15 protein-coding genes are annotated in these 21,146 nt (G+C 59.4%); 5 read left to right on the forward strand and 10 right to left on the reverse strand.

The window, feature by feature from the left end; genetic code table 11:
- Nucleotides 1-42: 42 nt before the first annotated feature.
- Nucleotides 43-924, reverse strand: a complete 882-nt coding sequence (locus tag V4529_07990; GenBank protein ID MES2358274.1) for an ATP-binding protein — start codon at nucleotides 922-924, stop codon at nucleotides 43-45.
- Between the two features lie 186 nt (nucleotides 925-1,110).
- Nucleotides 1,111-1,440 (reverse strand): helix-turn-helix transcriptional regulator, encoded by a 330-nt coding sequence (locus tag V4529_07995; GenBank protein ID MES2358275.1) that lies wholly within the window; start codon nucleotides 1,438-1,440, stop codon nucleotides 1,111-1,113.
- Between the two features lie 171 nt (nucleotides 1,441-1,611).
- Between V4529_07995 and V4529_08000 the strand changes: the two genes are divergently transcribed.
- The 4 genes from V4529_08000 (at nucleotide 1,612) to V4529_08015 (ending at nucleotide 7,214) form a co-directional block, all read left to right on the forward strand.
- Nucleotides 1,612-2,394: a sigma-70 family RNA polymerase sigma factor gene (locus V4529_08000; GenBank protein ID MES2358276.1), complete on the forward strand. Its 783-nt coding sequence runs from the start codon at nucleotides 1,612-1,614 to the stop codon at nucleotides 2,392-2,394.
- A gap of 863 nt (nucleotides 2,395-3,257) precedes the next feature.
- Entirely contained in the window at nucleotides 3,258-3,473 is a 216-nt protein-coding gene (locus V4529_08005) for a hypothetical protein (GenBank protein ID MES2358277.1), read from the forward strand.
- Between the two features lie 340 nt (nucleotides 3,474-3,813).
- Nucleotides 3,814-4,707 (forward strand): DUF4393 domain-containing protein, encoded by an 894-nt coding sequence (locus V4529_08010; GenBank protein ID MES2358278.1) that lies wholly within the window; start codon nucleotides 3,814-3,816, stop codon nucleotides 4,705-4,707.
- Between the two features lie 557 nt (nucleotides 4,708-5,264).
- Nucleotides 5,265-7,214 carry a heavy metal translocating P-type ATPase gene (locus V4529_08015; GenBank protein ID MES2358279.1) on the forward strand — a complete coding sequence of 650 codons (1,950 nt, stop codon included), beginning with the start codon at nucleotides 5,265-5,267 and terminating at the stop codon, nucleotides 7,212-7,214.
- Nucleotides 7,215-7,365: 151 nt separating this feature from the next.
- On the opposite strand, the gene V4529_08020 is transcribed toward V4529_08015, so the two are convergent.
- The 8 genes from V4529_08020 to V4529_08055 all read right to left on the reverse strand — a co-directional run bounded on the left by V4529_08020 (nucleotide 7,366) and on the right by V4529_08055 (nucleotide 19,584).
- Nucleotides 7,366-8,871 (reverse strand): copper resistance protein CopC, encoded by a 1,506-nt coding sequence (locus V4529_08020; protein MES2358280.1) that lies wholly within the window; start codon nucleotides 8,869-8,871, stop codon nucleotides 7,366-7,368.
- On the reverse strand, nucleotides 8,868-10,487 hold the full coding sequence (locus V4529_08025) for a hypothetical protein (protein MES2358281.1): 1,620 nt from the start codon (nucleotides 10,485-10,487) through the stop codon (nucleotides 8,868-8,870). Before V4529_08025 ends, V4529_08020 begins: the two co-directional genes overlap by 4 nt.
- A gap of 760 nt (nucleotides 10,488-11,247) precedes the next feature.
- Nucleotides 11,248-11,931 (reverse strand): hypothetical protein, encoded by a 684-nt coding sequence (locus V4529_08030; protein MES2358282.1) that lies wholly within the window; start codon nucleotides 11,929-11,931, stop codon nucleotides 11,248-11,250.
- Nucleotides 11,932-12,041: 110 nt separating this feature from the next.
- A complete protein-coding gene (locus V4529_08035) occupies nucleotides 12,042-12,980 on the reverse strand; it encodes a cation diffusion facilitator family transporter (protein MES2358283.1) in 939 nt (312 codons plus the stop codon).
- 114 nt (nucleotides 12,981-13,094) lie between these two features.
- Complete coding sequence (locus V4529_08040) at nucleotides 13,095-13,505, reverse strand: P-II family nitrogen regulator (protein ID MES2358284.1); 411 nt, start codon at nucleotides 13,503-13,505, stop codon at nucleotides 13,095-13,097.
- A gap of 116 nt (nucleotides 13,506-13,621) precedes the next feature.
- Complete coding sequence (locus tag V4529_08045; GenBank protein MES2358285.1) at nucleotides 13,622-16,936, reverse strand: efflux RND transporter permease subunit; 3,315 nt, start codon at nucleotides 16,934-16,936, stop codon at nucleotides 13,622-13,624.
- A 6-nt stretch (nucleotides 16,937-16,942) separates the two neighbouring features.
- The gene (locus V4529_08050; GenBank protein MES2358286.1) at nucleotides 16,943-18,301 is read right to left on the reverse strand and encodes an efflux RND transporter periplasmic adaptor subunit; all 1,359 of its coding nucleotides are present in this window, start codon (nucleotides 18,299-18,301) and stop codon (nucleotides 16,943-16,945) included.
- Nucleotides 18,298-19,584: a TolC family protein gene (locus tag V4529_08055; protein MES2358287.1), complete on the reverse strand. Its 1,287-nt coding sequence runs from the start codon at nucleotides 19,582-19,584 to the stop codon at nucleotides 18,298-18,300. Before V4529_08055 ends, V4529_08050 begins: the two co-directional genes overlap by 4 nt.
- 1,013 nt (nucleotides 19,585-20,597) lie before the next feature.
- On the opposite strand from V4529_08055, the gene V4529_08060 reads away from it, so the two are divergent.
- The gene (locus V4529_08060) at nucleotides 20,598-21,146 is read left to right on the forward strand and encodes a metalloregulator ArsR/SmtB family transcription factor (GenBank protein ID MES2358288.1); all 549 of its coding nucleotides are present in this window, start codon (nucleotides 20,598-20,600) and stop codon (nucleotides 21,144-21,146) included.

Consider the following 21,146-nt stretch of genomic DNA (forward strand, 5'->3'; position numbering starts at 1 on the left):
AGACAGGCGACGAATTAGTCGACGGTACGCTGAAGCCTTGGACTACCAGTTGGGTAGAAAAGTCGCCGACTGAATCTCTCGGAGGAAGCCGAATCTGTCACGGTAGCGGATTCGGGCTGTTACATCGAGCCATCTTCCGATCGACGAATCCGTGGTAATCTGTTTGCCATCTTTCATCATGGAGAGCGTTCGCAAGTCGAGCTCGATTTCTCGCGATGCTTCCGGCTCGAGCGCGATCCCAGTAAAAATCGTGGCTCTGTAAAAGATCGATGCGTCGGCCTTCGATACGACATCAAAGACTAGATGGATCTCGTTTACGATGGTATCGGCGACATTTACGATCCGGAGAACTAGTCCAGTTGGACCCGCCCAATGCCCGCCATCCACGAAGCCACATTGAAGGGGATCCTGTGCTACCATGCTGCCTGTTCTTGTTCCCTTTGCGCGGATCAGATATTCGAGCTCCTGAAGGCTGAGCCGACCCACCGTCGCTCCACGACGTGTGTAAACGACCGATGATAGTGTGGACCCAATATCGCGTAATGCGTAGTAAGGGTGCGTTTCGGTCCATAGCACGCCGATGATGCCGACGGTCTTTTCGTCCAACGTCACATGGGCTACACGCATTTCTATTGATGGTGACGTGTAGGAGACGATGATCTGTGTGAGTCTATCTGCGTCGAGTGAGTCAGCAATCCCAAGTATCCGGCCTCCGTGTCGCCGATCTTCCACCCCAAGGAGGAGGTAACTGTTCCTTTCGCGCTCAGTGACGTTTGCGAGAGCGAGGATATCCTTCACGAATTCGCCCTTTTGCTCGGACACTGCCAAATCGTAGTCCGACTGCTTGAACTCGACATTACGTGATTCGTCTTCTGCTATCAAGCCGCGCAGTGTTTCTTCGGTGAGTGGCCACGGAGGAGTCATGACGTGTATGTAGTAGTTGCAGAGATCAGTTGCAGAGATCGCCGGATGTTAGCAAATGAGGGGACGCGATCGAATCGCAGTAGAGTCACAGCGAACATCACACCGTCGTAATCAAACCTGCCATCCAAATCGGTGCATAGTGCATATAGAGCGCTCCAGGGCCGTGGCCTTGGGCAGCCCCTCCAGCTACCATCGCCCTTTCCTCGGTACGGATGCGTCGATCGCCGTTCCGAACTCCTCCCACGAAACCCCCAGAGCGTCAAGCCACCGAGCCAATCCTTCGAACGACACATTGCGCTCACCTCGCTCGGCCGAGCCAATGTAGTTACGGTGGAGGTCTGCAGCGAATCCCAGTCGCTCCTGAGAAATTGCTAGGCGCTCTCTGAATGCTCGCAGAACGTTTCCCAACTCTCTTCGGGTCGGGGAACCACGTGCGCCTCCGCGCTTGGTGCTGGATCCCCTGGGGGTGGGATGGCGTGCGCTTCGGGAGGTAGTGGATTTAGTGTTTCGGGCCATCCATCAAGCATCCAACACGTGCATACTATCGGTCTACACACTATGAGTGGTATTACTACAAAGATCACCCCGTCCCACCCATGCGTCTGTTTGTTCTGTATAAAGCGATTGAAGGTAAAAGGCAGCAGGTTCACAGCCGATCGCACGCGAGGAGGAGTACCGGTGCCGCTAATGCCATCGATCGATGTAGCGTACGGGATTTCAGAAGCAGCGGAATGCCGGGCGCCGATCGCATCGGGACACCGACATCGTACACGGGTCGCAACTCAGGTTGAGTCAAACTATCCGGTTGGCGATGCTGCTGGGATTCTGTCACTCGTGCATCACGCACAAGCGAATGCGTTGGAGATGGACGCTCTGCTTGTCAAACTAGAGGAACCACTCGTTGCGTTTGTACGACGCCGGATCACAAACACCGTGCGCGCGCTTGAGGATACTCCCAGCATTGTGCACGATGCTCTAATTCGGATTGCGTCGCGGATCAAGAAATGTCGAGCCACATCGGATAGGCAATTCATGGCATGGGCGCTCGCTATCACGCGTAATGTCATTGCGGATTATTGGCGCTCCGAGCGTCTCAAGTTCGAAACGCTGGATATGCAAGTAATGGTCGGCTGTGCAGAAGCATTTACGCATTGGGCGACCGATATCGACTCGTCTGCCTTGCCCGAGGAGCAAAGTGCACATGCGGAGCTACAGGCCATTGTATGTAAAGTGTACGATACGCTGCCTGCGGATATGGCTCAGCTCTGTTGGGAGCATATCGTTTACGGGGCGACATGGGCCGAGTCTGGAAGCACCCTAGGGGTCAGCGCGGACGCTGCGAAGCATCGCTACCTGCGCGCAATCAAAGCGATTCGTGGCGCTACTCTCAGACGGATACGCGCGCTATCTGAACCGATGCGAAGTCGAGTCGTGGAACGCCTGGCAGAGTGTGGGTGGGCAGTGGATTGAATCCGAGGGGTCGTAACTGGCTACTGTCTTAGGTATCGAGTTGTAACCGGTACATCCGACCGCTGTCGGATTGACGAACCAAGCTCGTTAGAAAGCGATCGAGAATCCAAGCGCATGAAATCAAACCTGATGGATTCACAACTCGACGTAGTGCATACCCTCGTAAGCGGCTCTGAACGTAGGGTGGCAGCCTGTATTGTTCGCATGCTACTTCCAGTTTCCCAAGGTGAAGTGAAATACGCACTCGCGCTTATGAGACGACCGGACGACAATCACGACTCGTCTGGTATTGCCGGCAATAGCTCAAGCCCAACACCCCCATGAGTCATCACTATCCCGTCCCTGAGAACTGTGATCCAATGGCGCCGCGCTTATCGGAGGCACTTCGCGATCCGCGCGTCGCTTTCGTTGTCGCAGCAGAGTGGAGGCTATCGGATGCGGAATGCGCCAAAATGCTTGGCTTCACACCGCAGGTTGTTTGGTACTGGGAGCGCAGTACCGCCGTGCTATTCGATCCAGCGACCTTCGCACGCGCAGCGTACCTAGTCGGGATCCACCGCTATGCCCACTCCACCAAGTCGGTGGACATGCGCGAATTCGTCCGCCGCCGGATGAACATGCGACGGTTCCCAGGAAAGAGCATCATTGAGATCCTGATGTCGGGTTCCGTCAGTGATATGGAATCGGTCTGCCGGTACTTGGAGGAACCTTATTGGTAGCGAACTAGCGCAGCCCACCGTTGTTCTCTCATGTTCTCTTACCTCCGACGAAAGCCCACCGATTTCAGTACGTCTAGCGCAGCATCCGTTTGCAGGTCGTACAAATCCTGCGATCGCCATATTTCACTACTAAGGAGGACACGCATGTTGACCGACGAGTTTGCGACATGGGAGGCCAGCATCCGGCGCATGCACTCTGTGATGCTCTCGATAGTGTCAGACCCCAAAACGGCGCAGTTGCTCGCTGTTATGTATCGGGAACTCTACAACGCACTCCTCACGACGGGCTTTTCGCCAGCGGAGGCAATCATGATAACATCGGCTCGGCCGGCGCCGCAGGTTGGCGCAACAGGAGTGTAGTGTCATCGTAGTATCGCGATGATTAACCCGAAACAATTTGTTCTCCCAGTCGGAGTTGGGAGTCTGGTAGTTGATGCCATCTTTTGCTGACCGGCGCCAGTAGCTTGTGCCGCTTGCTAACCATCACCCGGACATCATTGGACCCGAGACGGGAGCATGACGTTGCGTGTGACATAGCTTGCAAGCAAGACAGCCTCCTCCAGACGTGCATCGAAATGCGCTGCACCCGGCCCCGCCGCAGAGTGCTGATCATCCGCTATAGATTGTTGAGAGGCAGCAAATGCGAGGGACTCTCTCAATGAGGCACACGAGTGTGGTGCAAGACAACCTGAGACCATCGTTGGCCGGGCACGTCAATCCGCGGGAAGAGAACCATGGTGACCAACAGACTGGCGCGCTAGGCGTCGAGGTCTATAAGGACATTGCTCGTCCGAGCGCTCAAGCTGTCGGCGACACTTTGGGATCGGTGGCACAGCTCGTTCTCCGTCCGCTACAATTCCTTGTAGATAAGGGGCACGCCGGTCTAGACCGTCTTTTCGAGTCAGTTGATCGGCGCCTCGTGGACGTCCCAATAGACCAACGGGTAGAGCCAGCCGCCTATGTTGCTGGCCCATTACTTCTATCCGCAGCGCTCGTCGCTGACCAGACCGAGCTACGCGAGATGTACGCGAAGTTGTTGGCAAGTGCGATCAACGTGCGCACCGCGACAGATATTCATCCGAGCTTCGTTGGGATCATCAGCCAACTCACTGCCGACGAAGCGAAGCTCGTGGCAGCTTTTACCTCACGAAGTATCTTCCCGGGCGTACGCCTGTCGATATCACCAAACGGGTTCGGCGAAGCAAGTAATGCAGCTAATACGGTGCGAGTGATCGACCCGTGGTTCTCGACAATTACCTCGCCCACCAACTTCACATATCCAGAACGGCTCGGCAGCTATGTCAACAATGTTGTGCGCTTAGGGCTCGTTCATGAGGGAACGTGGACCAGCGATAGGCTGGTTAATGGATCATTAACGGAATGCGCTGAGAGCGCCGCTCAACTCATGAACGACCCACGATTCGGTGGGCTGGGCACCAACGACGAGCGCGCGCGGATTGAGGGTGAGGTGCGCATCGTCCTTGGCGACTTCGAGTTACGACCCATGGAATGGTTGAACACGAAATTCTGGTGGGTCGAGCTTACCGACTTCGGGAAACGCTTTGTTACGGCATGCGTTGACGCGCCTATCTAGTCCAGCAACAAAAAAATCGGGGACTCGCCAATGAGAGAATGCTAGGCCACCAAATTGCCCATCCGTATTCAATTTCGCCTCCGCTGCCGATTACTCGCCATCGACGTTCCCGAATCACTCGTTGGTTTGGCCATCTGCACGACGAGCTACGGTAACAAAAATCGCCCGAACTCCAGCTTGACGATGTCATCCGCGATTGCTAACCCAGCGCCGGCCAACCGTCGCCCATTACGCGCCTGGATGAGGCGCGGTCCGTAGTGTTACGTTGTTTTATCGATGCGTAAAACATCGTGGTTGGAGATCACGCCGCACTGAGCCGCACTGAGAGGTCGCCGATGAGTGATCAGCATGTCCACCGACATTCGCCAGATGGCGACACCAAGCCTCTGACAGGCGACGGCGACCATGCCGGAGCTCGCGATAGCCGCGAACTGGGCGAGTCCGCACATCCGACGCACGACGCCAGTGCATCCGCGATGCACGCCGACCATCGTGAGATGCACGGTGACCACGCGGCGCACGTCGGCCACGATAAACACGCCGGTCACAGCGTGGCCATGTTCCGCGACAAGTTCTGGCTGTCGCTCCTGCTCACGCTTCCAACGCTGATCTGGGGCCACATGCTTCAAAACGCGCTCGGCTACACGGCGCCGCACGTTCCTGGTGCGAGATGGATCCCGGCGGTGTTCGGCACCGCGGTGTTCGCCTACGGCGGGACGCCGTTCCTCGAGGGTGCTGTCCGCGAGATTCGGGACCGCTTGCCCGGTATGATGACGCTGATTGCGCTCGCGATCAGCGTCGCGTTCGCATTCAGCGTGGCGGTCGTACTCGGTTTCCCTGGCATGCCACTCTGGGAAGAGCTGGCAACGCTTGTCACGATCATGCTGCTCGGTCACTGGCTCGAGATGCGCTCGATCTCGCAGGCTCAGGGCGCGCTCGGCGAGCTGGCGAAGCTGCTCCCAAGCACTGCCGCACGCGTTCGCGGGGAGGGCGCAGCCGAGCGCGTCGAGGACGTACCGATAGCCGAGCTGCACGAGGGCGACATGGTACTCGTGCGTCCCGGTGCCGGCGTCCCGGCCGATGGCATCGTGCGCTCGGGGCGGAGTGCTGTGGACGAGGCGTTAGTGACCGGCGAGTCGGCGCCAGTGGAGAAGAAGGAGGGCGCCACGGTCATCGCCGGCACGGTGAACGGCTCGGGCTCGCTCCGGGTCGAGGTCACCGGCACCGGCGACCGCACTGCACTCGCCGGGATCATGCGCTTGGTGGAGCAGGCGCAGGGTTCCCGCTCACGCGCGCAGGCGCTCGCCGACCGCGCTGCTTTCTGGCTCACCTGGATCGCGCTCGGCTCCGGTGTGGTGACGCTCGTCGCTTGGCTGCTGATCGGCGCGACGGCCTCGACGGCCATCGAGCGGTTCGTCACAGTGCTCGTCATCGCTTGCCCTCACGCGCTCGGCCTCGCAGTCCCGCTCGTGCTTGCGATATCGACCACACTCGGAGCACGCGCAGGCCTTCTTGTGCGCGACCGCCGCGGGCTCGAGGAGGCGCGAAATCTCACGACCGTCGTGTTCGACAAGACGGGCACCCTCACCCTGGGCGAGCATCGTGTGGTCGCGGCGCGTACGGTCGGCGATCTCTCAGAGGACCAGGCCTTGCGGCTCTCGGCCGCCGTGGAGCGCGACGCCGAGCACCCGGTTGCGCGGGCCATTGTGACGAGCGCGGCGGAGCGAGGGCTGGAGGTGCCGGCGTCGAGCGCGTTCGAGGCGATCCCGGGTCGCGGTGTGCGTTCCACCGTGGATGGGCGCCAGCTTGCGGCTGGTGGTCCGAACCTGCTCACGAGTCTCGGCGTAACCCCCGCGCCCGAGCTCCAGCGATTCGCGGAAGAGGCGGCCGGCCGCGGTCAGGGCGTGGTGTACCTGGTCGAGGGGAGCCGCGCACTCGCGGCGTTCGCGGTGGCGGACGCAGTACGGCCTGAGTCGGCCGAGGCGGTACGGCGGCTGCATGACGCTGGCGTCGAGGTGGTGATGATGACCGGCGACACGCGCGCCGTGGCGGAAGCCGTCGCCCGCGAGCTCGGAATCGACACCGTGCTTGCGCAAGTGCTACCAGAGGACAAGGCGACGAACATCGAAGCGCTGCAGCGACAGGGCAAGCGTGTGGCGATGGTGGGCGACGGCGTGAACGACGCGCCAGCGCTCGTCACCGCCGACGTGGGCGTGGCGATCGGGGCCGGGACGAAGGTTGCGGTCGAAGCGGGTGACATCGTCCTCGTGCGGAGCGATCCACGCGACGTACCCCGCATCATCAATCTCTCACGCGTCAGCTATCACAAGATGGTGCAGAACCTCTGGTGGGCCGCGGGCTACAACATCATCGCAATCCCGCTCGCGGCCGGCGTGCTTGCCCACTGGGGCGTGATACTCTCGCCGGCCGTTGGTGCGGTGCTCATGTCGATGAGCACGATCATAGTCGCCATCAACGCACAGTTGCTGCGCCGTGCGCAACTGTAAGCGGGCGCGCATGCCAGGCGCGGAATCAATCATCGTCCGCCCATATGTGCGAACAGCATTAGCGAAGCGGGAGTCGTTGGTCAGCCCTCTTCGTATGCTTGACGTCCATCATGGTGTCTGCCTCACGGACTGATGCGGGGTATGGTGATTGTCAGTGAACCGGAGTTGGCATGGCTACGAGTACGGCAGTCGCCGCGATGACCAGCACGCCGAACACCAGCTCGAACGTTCCGGACCGCTGAAAGCGCACGCTGGCACTGGAAGAAGCGTGTGGCGATTCGCTACCACCTGACGCCGCGTGGCTAAGAGCGGATCGAGCGAGTGCGGATCGCATGCGGAGCCAGTTGAATGCGCCGGCAGCAAATACGCCTCCGACCAGCGCGAGCTTTATGAGCAAGACAACGCCGTACGAGGTGCGCCACAGTGCAGAGACGGATCCGAGCCTCAGCCACGCGGAGATGAGACCCGTCAGTACGACGATCGCCGCAAACGTGAGCGCAATGGGACTGAATGCGTTGACCATATCGGCCATGAGACCAGTGGAGTGGCCGGTAGATGTGTTACGCGATTGAGTACGAATGGCCGCCGGAAGACCCACGAACACAAGCACGCACAGACTTCCGAGCCATGCACCGGCCGAAATTACGTGTATCGCGTCGGTTGTTACGGCGAATGTCCTCCAATGAGGCATTCCAGCGGCGTGCCCGGAAAGTGCAGGTGTAACGGCCAGAACAAGAGCGGCAATCGCGGCGATGCTCCAGCCGACGCCCACGCCGGCGCCAAGGCGGCGGCGTGCAAGCGCGAATCCTGCGCATGCGACGATCGCCGCTCCGACCTGAAGAAGCCACACGCTTCCCCAAGTGGTCTGGCCGACGATGGCTGTCACACTCATAGTCATCGAGGCTGCCATCACCGATTGCTCCGCAAGGAGGCGACCCATCGCCGCTATCACGACAGCCAGACCCGCGACGATGCCGAGTGTCGCAAGCCGGGGGACAATTGCCGTGGCAAGCACTTCGTGTGTTCCGGCCCGGGCCAGAGCCAGGGCCGGTGAAGCGCCAACCCGCGGCAGCACGAGCAGGCGAAACGCGACAACTCCGACAAGAAGAACGAGGCCTGTGAAGCTCAGCCATCGGACGATCACATAAATCGGCGACTCGACATCCATTCCGGACACAGCCATAGGTTCGGCATTCGGCTCGGTTGGAATTACCGTCACCGATCCACTCGGCGGCGCGGTCGCGGTCGTTGCGGTACCAGTCGCACTAATAATCCCAGTCACAGTGAACGAAAAGCCACCGTTCGACGGATGGCCGTCGTCAGCCGCCACTGTGCGCCATTTCACTGTGTAATCACCCGGAGCCAACACACCATTGATAATCGCCAAGACCGACACCGATGTGTCCGGGACCGCCGTCACTTTTCCCAGTTGAAAGACGCGGCCGTCTGCGGCCGAGAGAATGATGGTGGTCAACGAGGCTTCCGGTGCTTCGCTGAACCACAGTTGAATCGTATTCGGAGCTGCGGCAACCCTCGCGCCAGCGGATGGCACGCTCTTTACGAGATGAGCGTGCGCGAATGCGGCGCGCGGCGCGACGATCACGAAGATCGAAATGAGCAGTCCCAACGCGCGACGGATGGTCAGTTGACGACTCATTGCATGTTATCCATGTCATGCAGGGGCTCCTGCATGTGCGACGGAGCCTCAGGGCTAGCCATATGCATACCCATGTGCATTGCACCCGGTCGCAGACGCAGAAAGACAGTAGCTCCAAGAGGCGTGCGTGTGCCGTAGGTATCCTTCAGCGTGGATGGGACCATGTTGACCGTACCCGCCACCCCGAGTCCGAGGCTTCCGCCGTACACAGAGGTGAGCTCGCGCACGTAACCCAACGTCACTTCGCCGACGTTGTACCGAATCGGCGACGACTGGTCCATGAGTGCTATAGTTCCAGCGCCTGACCCTTGTGTGAGTGGAGGTGGAGGCGTTGCGCCCGAGGTGGGAAGATCTTCCGGACCTTTTTGCACGAATTCCGCGCGTCCGAAGATCGTGTTGCGCTGATCGAGGGTGAGATTACTTTCGGCCAGCAGACTATTGGACAGGCTGGTCTGCCCCGCGTGCTTGTTCGCTCCGTATATGAATGTGCTTGCCCAGTTACCGGACACGCCGAAGGGTCGCCCATACAGTGCCGACGCGCTGATGCGATGCAGCGATTCCTCGGGGTGCAATTGCTCCGGGCTTTTGAGATACGCATACGATCCGGAAAGACTCCAGTTCTCGTTTGGATTTACCGTGAGACGTCCTGCATAGGAGTCCAGGCTGCGTCCCTTGTAGTCGAAGTTGGTGCGGACCTCGTCCGGTTCGCGTCCGTTGAAGATCGATCCCTCGAGTCGCACCGTACGCGTGTAAATCCCGCCAGTGAGTACCCCAAACGAGATGTGCGTCGCATCCTGCCAGTGGTGGCCGATCGGAGCAAGTGGATCGTTCTGGGCACTCGGGCGATGCGGAAAGGCGACGGGTCCGATTGCGGGCTCGCCGACTGGAGCGGCGTAGAGCGACACAGCCAGATTGTCACCGATCGCGTGATCATACATCGCCGCGATCTCCATGAAGAGATCGTGGGGATGCTGACGATCGTAAAGCGATTGGCCGCGGTACGACTCACCCGATTGAAGTAACAACGGATAGCCGCGCGAGCCAACGGTGAACGCTTCGGCGCTCATCATGCCGCGCAGATTGAGACGACCCCCCGCGAGATCATGACCGGCCATGATCATTCCCCAGTTCACGCTGCCGAACTGTTTGTCGCCCCGCTTTGTGCCCTGGTCGTCGTACTGCAGAAACGCAAGGCCGTGCAGCATCAGATCCCAGCCACCCAACGTCGTGTGCGACGCGTGCATAGTTGTCGCATCTGGCACCCACGAGGTGCCGGAGCCCATGCGCTGCATGGGGAGGCCGAGTGGCGCTGAGTCCATGGACATCCCGGGCATCGAAGAACTTCCTGTATCGGTCGGTGCCGACATCCCCTTCATGCCGTTCATCCTGTGCATGTCCTGCATCGGGGATGATTTGGCCGAGCTGTCCTGTGCGGGTTTGTGGCGAACGGAATCAGCCTGTGCAGAGTGACCAGGTTGTGCCGACGCCGAAGAAGCAGTCACGGTTGTAATGATACTGAACGCGATTGTTATAACTACGAGTGCGCGCACACGCCTGCGCAATTGGTTGAATGGCGGTGTGATGAGTGTGGAAACCGCCGCTGATATAAGCGACATCTATAAGATCCGGAAGCAATCGCCGCAGCATTATTGCCGTGACAATCATGTAATCGAAGAAAGTGAAGTAATGCCCGATTTGCCCGGCCCGGACGCATGCATACGTGCATGCGCAGACGCGAGCGGTTATAAGGCAGTCGAACTGAACAGTTTTTTTTGGTTGTGGTGCCGGAAGGCACCTTGGAGTCGGCGCCAACATTGGACGACTCGGATTGCCGCGTGATCGCAGCGGCTACTGGACCTGCTGCTTAAGCCTTCGGAGGGGGTGGTTCCGGTGCTACGGCCAATTCGATTGGCAAATCGGCGTACGCCACATGCGCGGACGCCACGATCGGCGTCGCCGGTCGCAGCGAAGTTACGATTGCTGGGAGCGCGACTGCGGCGCATCCTGCGACAGCCGGACAGCAATTCGTGCCCGTGGGGTTGGGATGCTGCCGTTGCGAATGCTGCTGCTTCTGTGTGGTGCCCGAAGGATCCTGCGCGGCAGCTGTGTCACAATGCGCCTCTGCACGAGCCGCGTACGAATCGGCCGATCCGGCCTGTCCCATCGGCGCACAGGATGCGCTGATGCCCGTCAAGGCGGGAATCAGCATGGCGCTGAGCACCATCCGAAGGATGCGGCGGGTCATATCAGGTAATCTAACCGGCAATTAGCGGACCATCGGCCAGTTGGGCGAGTGGTCGCCACAGGTTCTATTGACCAATGACGGCCGCGCCCATCTTCGCTTTGAAATCCTCATGTGCCGTTCCCATTGACGGCCTATCTCGGAGCGTAGCGCGAAACTCTCAATGATGCGTCGTCATCATCTCTAGCACGTCGATGAACGTGCAGCGCGGTTCGGACACCGTACATGCCCTGCCAAATAAGTAGCCCGCCGATCAGGAGTGCAGAAACAGAGTCCAGCGGCGCCCACGAAGCAAACCAGAGCAGCGCCAACGCCAGTAGTACACCACCAGCAACACAAGCTGAGTAGAACGCGCCGTTGGCATCGGCGTGCAAGGCCTCGCTCTGAAGGGTGGCAGCTACGCCGCGCTTGAGGCGCGCGAGAACGTACCACACGAGTGTAGAGCTGCCCGCGATTGTTATCGCTTCCGCATACTGAGTGTGCGAGACGCTCCAGGCAGCGGGATGAAAGTGCAGAAGCGTTCGCACAGACACGGACAGAGTAGCAACCAGCGAGGTGACGCCAACTATTGCAAACGCCAGTGACTCATGCCGATAGTCGCCGAAAGCTGCTCCGTCGCCGTTCAACAGTGCAGTAATTTGTGCTCGTCCGATCAGGCACGTCAAAATATCAACAGTCGTCACATGCGCCAGAGCAACCAACATTGTGCTGTCCGCCCTCGATCCGACTACGAAGGCAAGAATCGTCTCGATTACCGCCCACACAATCGCGAGATGAGCCCCCGTCAGTCCGCGGCGGAGCGATTCTTCACGTCGCACGGAGTCGTTTTTCTCATTGTTATCCGTTGCCGAATCGTACGATGACGACACTGTCGTGCTTGCCTCCTTGCGCGACGGGTGAGATGGTCCCGTGTTAGCCGAAGCTCGCATCAGATCACTTCGGCAGGCGCCTGCTTACATTCGGCCGATCCGTATCCTCGCTCGATCTGAATGGTGGCGTGCTCGATCCCAAATCGATCGTGCAGGTCCTTGCACGCCCCCAGCAACATCGCATCATCATCGCCATGCGTTGGCTTTACCAGATGGGCAGTGAGCGCCACATCCGTCGTACTCATCCCCCAGATATGCAGGTCGTGCACTTCCGCGACTCCTGGCAGCGCGCGCAAGTACGCTTCGACCTCGTGCAGATCGACACTTTCCGGAACTGCATCAAGCGCGAGATTAATTGACTCTGTGAGGAGCCCCCAGGTGCCTATCGTAATGACGACCACGATTAGGAGGCTCATGGCTGGGTCGAGCCACAGCCAGCCAGTGACGCCGATGATGATTCCCGCTACAACGACACCGGCCGAGACTCCAGCGTCCGCGGCCATGTGGAGGAATGCACCGCGGATGTTGAGGTCGCCCTTCCGTCCTGCCATGAAAAGGAGCGCGGTGCCCATGTTGATCACGATCCCGACAGCCGCCACCCAGACTACAATGTTACTCTGAACTGGATCAGGGTTCCTGAAACGACCAATCGCCTCCCAGGCAATCGCACCCACCGTTACAAGCAGGAATATCGCGTTGCCGAGCGCGGCAAGAATCGAACTTCGTCGCATACCGTACGTGTGACGGCGCGTCGGGAGTCTGCGCGTCAGGAGTGCTGCTACCCATGCGAGGACCAATCCCAATACGTCGCCAAAATTGTGTCCGGCATCGGCGACGAGTGCCAGGGATTGTGATCTGAGTCCGTAGATCGCTTCTATGACAACGAACACGAGGTTTAGTGAGATCCCAATCGCGAACGCCGCATTGTAGTTGGCGGACCCATGGCTGTGTGCGTGGCCCTGGGAGTTGCCGGTTGTTGGGTCGGGTGTTCGGGGCATGATCAGCCTAACTTCGCCGATCGGGCCGTAAAACGCAAAGCCGCGGGTGCTCGTGTCCGTGATAACCCCCACGTGGAAAGGGGTGGAAGCAACGAATAGGCATTCTCTGCGGGGTCACGATAGGGCTGCCATGTCCAACTCCAGAGTGCGTATGCGGACGACGTGTGTGATCGGCCACATGAATATCTTGCCGTCGCCAGCGCGACCTGTTCGTGCAGCGCGCGAAATAGTCTGGACTATCGTTTCGGCGCGCTCACGCTCAGCAACTACGATCTCGAGTTTCACCTTCTCGGTGAAATCGGTAAGATCACTTCCAGCGGCGCGCTCTCCTTCACGACGGTGCAGCTCAGTCCCAGACGCACCCAGACCCGCAATGTGGCTCGAAGTCTCCTCAAGACTCAGCTTCCAATGCCCGAAGCCCCGGCACTCGCTTACCGTCATTCCGTTGAAGCCGGGAATGCTTTCCAACGCCAACATCACGACGTCGAGTTTGAATGGCTGAATGATCGCGGTAATCATTATCATCTCTGGCGGTGTCTCGGTCATTGTTTCATCCCATGTTCTTGCTGGTGAGGTGTTCGCATCGTTCGCCTGCGCCGCGGCAGGTGTCATCCGGACGTTTGACGCTTGATTATTTGGCATTACTCAGAACCTTCGAACCACCCGTACAACGTCGGCAGGAGGAGAAGCGTGAGTGCTGTCGATGTGATCAATCCACCAACAACGACGGCCGCGAGCGGACGCTGTACTTCAGATCCGGCACCGCTCGAGAAGAGAAGTGGCAACAGACCGAGAATGGCAACGGTCGCCGTCATCAACACGGGACGAAGCCGCAAAACAGTGCCCTGATAGACGGCCTCAGTTACCGTCAGGCCGTCCTGTCTTAGTGAATTGATGTAACTCACCAGGACAACTCCGTTCAGCACCGCGACACCGAACAGCGCGATGAAACCCACTGACGCTGGTACTGAGAGATACTGACGCGAGATCGCGAGCCCCAGGATGCCGCCAATGAGGGCAAAGGGCACGTTCAGAATTATTAACGCTGCCTGCTTGAGCGACCCAAAGCTTGAAAACAGGAGCAGGAATATGAGTCCAATGGTGATCGGTACGATGACTGCGAGTCGCTTCATTGCCCGCTGCTGGTTTTCGAACTGGCCACCCCACGTGATGAAGTAGCCGGTGGGAAGCTTGACCTGTGCGGCGATCTTCTGCTGTGCCTCGGCAACAAAACCACCCAGGTCACGTCCGCGCACATTGAGCTGCACAACAATCCGCCGCTGGCCGTCCTGGTGGCTGATCTGTTTGGGTCCGACAACCGTGCGAATGTCGGCAAGTTGTGAAAGCGGCACGCGCGCCGTACCATCGGGCGCCGGGATGAGGAGATTACCGATCGCGTCAAGGTCGCGGCGATACGGGTCCATGAGCCGGACAGTGATGTCAAATCGCCGGATCCCCTCGAATACCTGCCCCGCATCAGCACCGCCGATCGCAGTCTGAATGGCGGACTGGACATCTTCGACGTTGATCCCATATCGCGCGATCGCAGCGCGGTCGATCTTGATCTGCACCTGCGGCTGGCCGGTCACCTGTTCAGTCTGCACGTCTGCAGCTCCTGAAATACCGGATACGACGCGCTGAATCTGGTCAGCCTTGGCGACAAGTTCGTCCAGGTCGTCACCGAAGAGCTGAATCGCGAGCTGCGCCTTTACGCCGCTCAGGAGTTCGTCCACGCGATTAGCGATCGGCTGCGAGAAATTGAGCGCAACCCCCGGGAACACCGAAAATTTCTTCTCCATGGCTTCGACGAGATGCGGTTTGTCGCGTCCCGTCTTCCATTCCTTCTCTGGCTTCAATGTGACGATTGCTTCGATGTTGTTCACCGGCTCCGGATCGCCACCTGCCTCAGCGCGACCAATCTTGGACACCACGTCGGCGACTTCCGGAAACGACTTCGCCATACGCTCCAGCTCGGTCGCTGTGCGAATGCCCTCTTCCAGTCCGGCCGATGGCGCGAGTGAAGCCCGGTACAGGATGGATCCTTCTTCAAGCGCCGGTACGAACTCGGAGCCAAGGAACGGCACGATCGCGAGACTAGCCGCGAGTGCGGCGAGCGCGCCAAACAGCATCGTCTTTCTGTTCCGGATCGACCACCGAAGCACTGGCAGATATGGAGTCTTCACATTGCGCATGATCCACGTGTCTTCTTCGCTCCCACCTTTCAGGAAGAAGGAGCAGAGCACTGGTATCACTGTAAGCGAGAAGAGGAGCGAGCCCACCATCGCGAACGAGATCGCGAATGCCATGGGCCGGAACATCTTTCCCTCGACGCCTTGCAGCGTGAACAGCGGAAGAAAGACCAGAATGATGACAGAGATCGCGAATACGATCGGCCGACCGACTTCGCGAGCGGAGCGTAAAATCAGGTGTCCTTTCGACTCGCGATAGGTGGATTCGATTCGCTCAGCAGTAACGCTACTTCCAGTAACGCTACTTCCAGTAACGCTACTTCCGGTAACACTGGTTTCACCGACTCTTTCTCGCTGCTCGATATCTGGAGTGGATGCGGTTTCTACGGGATACTCTCCGGTGAACTTGCTGCGCGCGAGAGCACCATCTTGGCCGTCTCCTCGTCCATCGTGCGGCGTAGGGCGGTGTTCCGCTTCCGACAGGTGTCGATACACGTTCTCGACCATCACGACACCGCCATCGGCCATCATGCCGATTGCAATCGCGAGCCCTCCGAGACTCATGAGATTGGCACTTAATCCCGTGTACTGCATGAGCATGAAGGCGAGCAGAAGCGAGAGCGGTAGCATCGCCGTCACGATGAGCGAACTACGTACATTCCCCAGGAACAGGAAGAGAATTACCACAATCAGGACGGCTCCCTCCAGCAGAGCGTCCTTGACCGTTCCCACTGCACGCTCCACGAGCTCTGACTGGTCGTAATACGGAACAACTTTCACCCCCGCGGGCAGCGTCTTGTTGATGTCCGCCACCTTTGACTTGACGGAATCGATCACCTTTGATGTGTTCTCATAGATGCGCTTCAACACGATGCCGGTAACTGCCTCACCCTTTCCATTCATCGTGACCGCACCGCGCCGCACTTCCGGGCCAACACCCACCTCGGCGACGTTCCGCACGAATACGGGGGTACCGTTCCCATTGGCGACGATCACATTACCTAGATCGTTGATGCTTTCCGCCAGCCCGATGCCGCGGATGAGATATTCCTCCGGCCCGCGAGTGATGTAGCCGCCACCAACATTGCGGTTGTTGGCACCGATCGCTTCGCGTACCTGTGGAAGTGTGACGCCGTATTGCAGTAGTGCACGTGGATCGACGCGGATCTGGTACTGCTTGACGTCACCACCGAAGCTCAGGACCTCCGTCACACCGGGCACGGTCCTCAAGTTGTACTTGACGATCCAGTCCTGAAGTGTTCGGAGATCTGTTAGAGCGCCCAGTGTGCCGGCTGCGCTATCGGGACCAACGGCGCCCTTACCATCGCGTTCGACAACGTACTGGTAGACCTGACCCAGGCCGGTGGTGATGGGGCCGAGTTTCGGGTCGCCTAGGCCGGGCGGGATCTGATCTTTCGCCTCCTGCAGCTTCTCAAGTGTGAGCTGGCGCGCAAAGTAGATATCGACGTCGTCCTTGAAGTAGACGGATACCTGACTGATGCCGAAAGCGGAGATCGACTTGACCTGCTCGACACCCGGCATGCCATTCATCGCGACTTCCACCGGATACGTGATAAGCTTCTCGACTTCTTCCGGTGCGAGGCCCGGCGCTTCCGTCATTACTTGCACGAGCGTTGGCGAAACGTCCGGAAATGCGTCGATGGGCAGACGGGTGAGCGCAAAGGCTCCACCACTCAGGACTCCTACGGCCAACAGGATGACTAGAAGCCGGTTCCTGAGCGAAAATTCGATTATGCGATCAATCACGGCCGCTTACTCCCCCTCGCCGAAGCTCGCCTTCGTGAGCTCTGACTTGAGTTGGAATGCGCCCTCGACCGCGATCCGGTCTCCTGCGGAGAGGCCACTCAAAATCACAACCGTGCCATTTCCCGCACGCGGCCCAAGAACCACTGAACGCGCAATGAATTCACCCTCGTTACGACCCGCAACGAACACCACCTGCTTGCCGTTGACTTCCTGAACCGCCGCTTCAGGCACCACGATCGTCGGTGCGACGCTACGAGCGGACGTAGCCGACGACGTACTGGCCGATGCTGCATCTGAAGTACTCACCTGAGCTGACGGTGCTCGCACGACCGGTGTTTCGATGCTGACCTGGGCGAACATGCCGGGCCGGAGCGCACGATTCGCGTTATCTACCGCGACACGTACCTTGAACGTATGACTTGCGGAGTCGACTATTCCGCCAGCGTACGTCACGTTTCCGGAAAACGTTCTATTCGGTAACGCATTTGCGACGACAACGGCTTTGGCACCCTGCCGGATACGTGACAGATCTCCCTCGTACACATCTACAGTGATCCAGACGTGGCTCAGGTCCGCGACTGTGAAGAGATTGGTCGTCGGACCCACTACCTGTCCTGGGCTGGCGTTGCGCTCGACCACGATCCCTGCCACCGGGGTGACGAGGCTGTAGGTCGCGCCTGCTCCGCCGGTAGCGCCTAAAGCTCGCAACTTGGAAGAGGCGGCATTCCAGTCCGCTTGCGCTGCGTGGTACGTGCCCTCTGCGTCGAGCATCTCCTTTTCGGGCGAGATCGATTCTGCAAAGAGACGCTTCTCCCGCTCGTAATTGCGCCGTGCGACATCGACATTGCTGCGTGCACGCTCCAGATCACCACGAACCTGACCGACCTCCGGACTCTCCAGCGTCGCAAGTACACCGCCAGCCGACGCCTGCTGACCGAGGTCCGCGCGCACCGATATCACGCGTGCTTCTGCACGCGACGAAATTACGGAGACACGATTTGCGTCGTAACCGATCGTGCCATTGGCAGTGAGCGTGCCAGTCGTGCTGGGAGTAATGGTCAGAAGCTGCACCCCGGCGAGGCGCTGCGCCGTGGAGTCAAGCCGCAGTACGCTGTCGCCTTCTGCCACCGACGCGGTATCTGTCGCTGCCGCGATAGGCGCTTGAGCTTTGGGGCCGGCCAGCATTGAGATGCCCCACGCGCCAAGTACGAGCACGACAACCGCGATGATGACGCGCGTCCAGAACGTTCGTGAGGTTCGCGCGCCAAACGCCGACAGTGTTCGACGACGCCTCGTCGGACGTCCCATTGGAGACAGATCTGGCGACGAGTCCTTTGATGCAATTGGTTCGGTTGGATCAGTCATTTCGTTGGAAGTTGGATTGGTCGTGATGTTGGATTCCGTAACGCGAGATCCTGCCCGGTCACTTCAGTCAATTGCGTCGATGCCTCGCGCTCCGCGAGCCAGGCGGTCCAGTATTCCAGCTCCGCGTCGCTCACCTGATTGCGAATGAGGATCAGTACGGGGAGGCCAACCTTTCCCTCGCGGTAAGCAATCTCGAGTAGCTGACGGTTCTGACGCGCTGGCGCGAGTACTGTTGATTCCAGCAGTTCGACTTCCTGCGCGGCGGACCTGTAAGCGCTGACTGCCCTCGCCACTTCAGCGCGAATTCGCGTGGCGAGGACTGAGCGGATAAGCACTGCTTGAGCCGCCTGTGCGCGGCGTGCCTGAATTTCGCCTTGGTTGCGGTTGAGGAATGGGAGTGTGAAACCGATCCCCGGACTTAAACGTCCCTTATCTTCGTCAACCGCACGTTGCCAGACTCCACGAACCACAAGATTGGGAAACGCCTCTCGGCGTGAGAGCGACACTCGCGCCGACGCTTCGCTCACCGCTGCTGTTTGAGCGGCGAGGTCTGGTCTGCGAGTGAATGCCAGTGCGGTGAGACTATCAATGTCGAGCGCCAGGGCGCGGTCACTCAGTCGCATGGTGTCAACCAGAACAGAAACACCAGCAATCGCGTGCTCCGAAGACTCGAGCACGGGTGCAATCGGTGCGCCGCGTTGCACGCCGATGATTCGGGCCAGGTCGATCTCCTGCTCATTCTGCTCTCTATGTGCGTCAAGTGCACGCGACCGCGACCTGCCGAGCTCGACAGTGGCCAGGTTGAAGTCGAGTCGGCTGATCTCACCTTCTGTGAGTTGACGCTGTGTTACCGCTGACAGTCGCTGGTTCAAGGCGAGCACTTCGTCCGCCAATTGCGCACGACGTGTAGCCGATACCAGCCTGTAGAACGCACGGTCAACTTCGCCGATGGTGAGCCGAGTGGCGTTAGCCACTCCGGCCGCGGCTCGCACATATCCGTAGCGCGCCGCCCCAACCCGAATGCCGCGTTGGCCGAACAGCTCCAATTCCTGAGCCACAGAGGGCTGTGTCGTATTGCCAGCGCCCGGACCCAATATCTCGAACGAGGGATTGAATGGGAGGACACCCGCCTGACGAAGATCGCCGCGTGCAATCGCTGTATCGAGCCGTGATGCAAGCAGCTCCGGGTTGGCTCGAAGCGCTCGTGCACGAGCCTCGGCTAGTGTCAATCGCAGCGAGTCGGACGGCGTATCCAACTTCGTACTGGCGCGCCCATTATTCATGCGAGCGGATTGACCGCCAGCGGATTGAGCACCAAGCGAACGCGACGCCGCACTCGTTGCAAGTGCGACTGGAGCAGTGATTGTTAAAATAATTGCGGCACGTATGGCACGATGTCTTGCAACATCTGCTATGGTCGTTCGAAAGACTGAAGCAAACACGTACAGTTCTCGCGTGAGGTGTGTGCGACCAAGCGAGTTGCACACCTGGGGCACACATGCGTGAGCACGGGGCCACGAGATCCGATCACCCTGGGGACTGCTACTACATGCGACTACAAGCGCGGGTGACGAATTCGGACGAACGTCGGTGTCGAGGCCGGTTCCCGGGAGGATCAGCCTGCTGCCGACAAGCGCCAATCCGGCAAAGGGATGCCGGCTGGCCCACGTACGATTGAATTACGATTGTGGTTGAGTACTCAGTCGCCGCGAGATGTCAGCGGCGAAGAGCGAGGGTGCGTCGAGGCGGGCGACCGACTCGACGTATAGCGCGCTTAGGCTATGGGCGGGCGAATGGCTGGTGAAGCTCGAAAGCTCGCCGGCTGGCGCTCGGGCTGAGCATAGGCGGCGTACCTAACGGACCCTGTGGAGGGGCGAATCTCGGTGTACGCAACTTGTGCGACGTGGGAGTGCATGCAGTGATCGTATCCGGTCCCACCAGACTGTCCTTGCGCTGGGCAGCCGTCGGGACTCGCCGCGGGATTGCACGCGTGCTGCGACTCGATGTGCGCTACGGACGAAGCCGTCTCGTTGACCGCTTGACCGGGGATAGTCGTAATGGCAGTCACCGCCTCAACGGCCACGTCATGCACGTCCGGGAGGGACGCCTCAACGGGGGCAACGAGCACGCCGAACAGGACGCCAATGGCGACCGTCCTACGAACAAGCTTACCCACGGTAGAGCGTACCCCTAAGAACATGCGGCAGAACTCCGGTAAGGCATGGCAGAGAGAGCCCGAAGAAAGCGCCATACGGCACTCTTGACTATCCCTGCACAGCGCGACTAGTCTCAACGTATGAAGAAGTCTTCAACAGTAATGCAGGGCAAACCCGCTCCGCAAGTGGGTGACCGGCAGATAGCCGGCCTACAGGGGCCGAAGCTGCCAGGGAGGCCTTCGGCCGGTCCGACGGAGGCAATGGACAGCCTGCGAGACCACATCTCTTTCCCACCGGAGACACTGATCGGGCGCGCCGCCGCTCTGTTCGGATTGCTCGCCAACGAAACTCGGCTGAAACTCCTGCTAGCGTTGCATCCACGCATCGAACCCTTGGAGCTACGCGAACTGACCTCGCGCTGTGTGCACGACGAGCCGGATGATCTGATATCCAAGCGCGAACTCTGCGTCTGCGATCTCGCAATGGTGGCCGGCGCTTCATCGTCGATGACGAGCCATCAACTACACCTCCTGCGTCGAGCACGTCTGGTCGAGTTCAGGCGCGCCGGCAAGCATGCGTTGTACAGATTGTCGGATGGACCTCACGCGCATCTCCTGCTTGATGCGCTTGAATACGTCCGCATGGCGAAGCTGACGATGTGCGACAGCGGCGTCGAGTCCAACGGTTAA

It is taken from the genome of Gemmatimonadota bacterium, from assembly GCA_040388625.1.
GTDB lineage: Bacteria > Gemmatimonadota > Gemmatimonadetes > Gemmatimonadales > Gemmatimonadaceae > Fen-1247.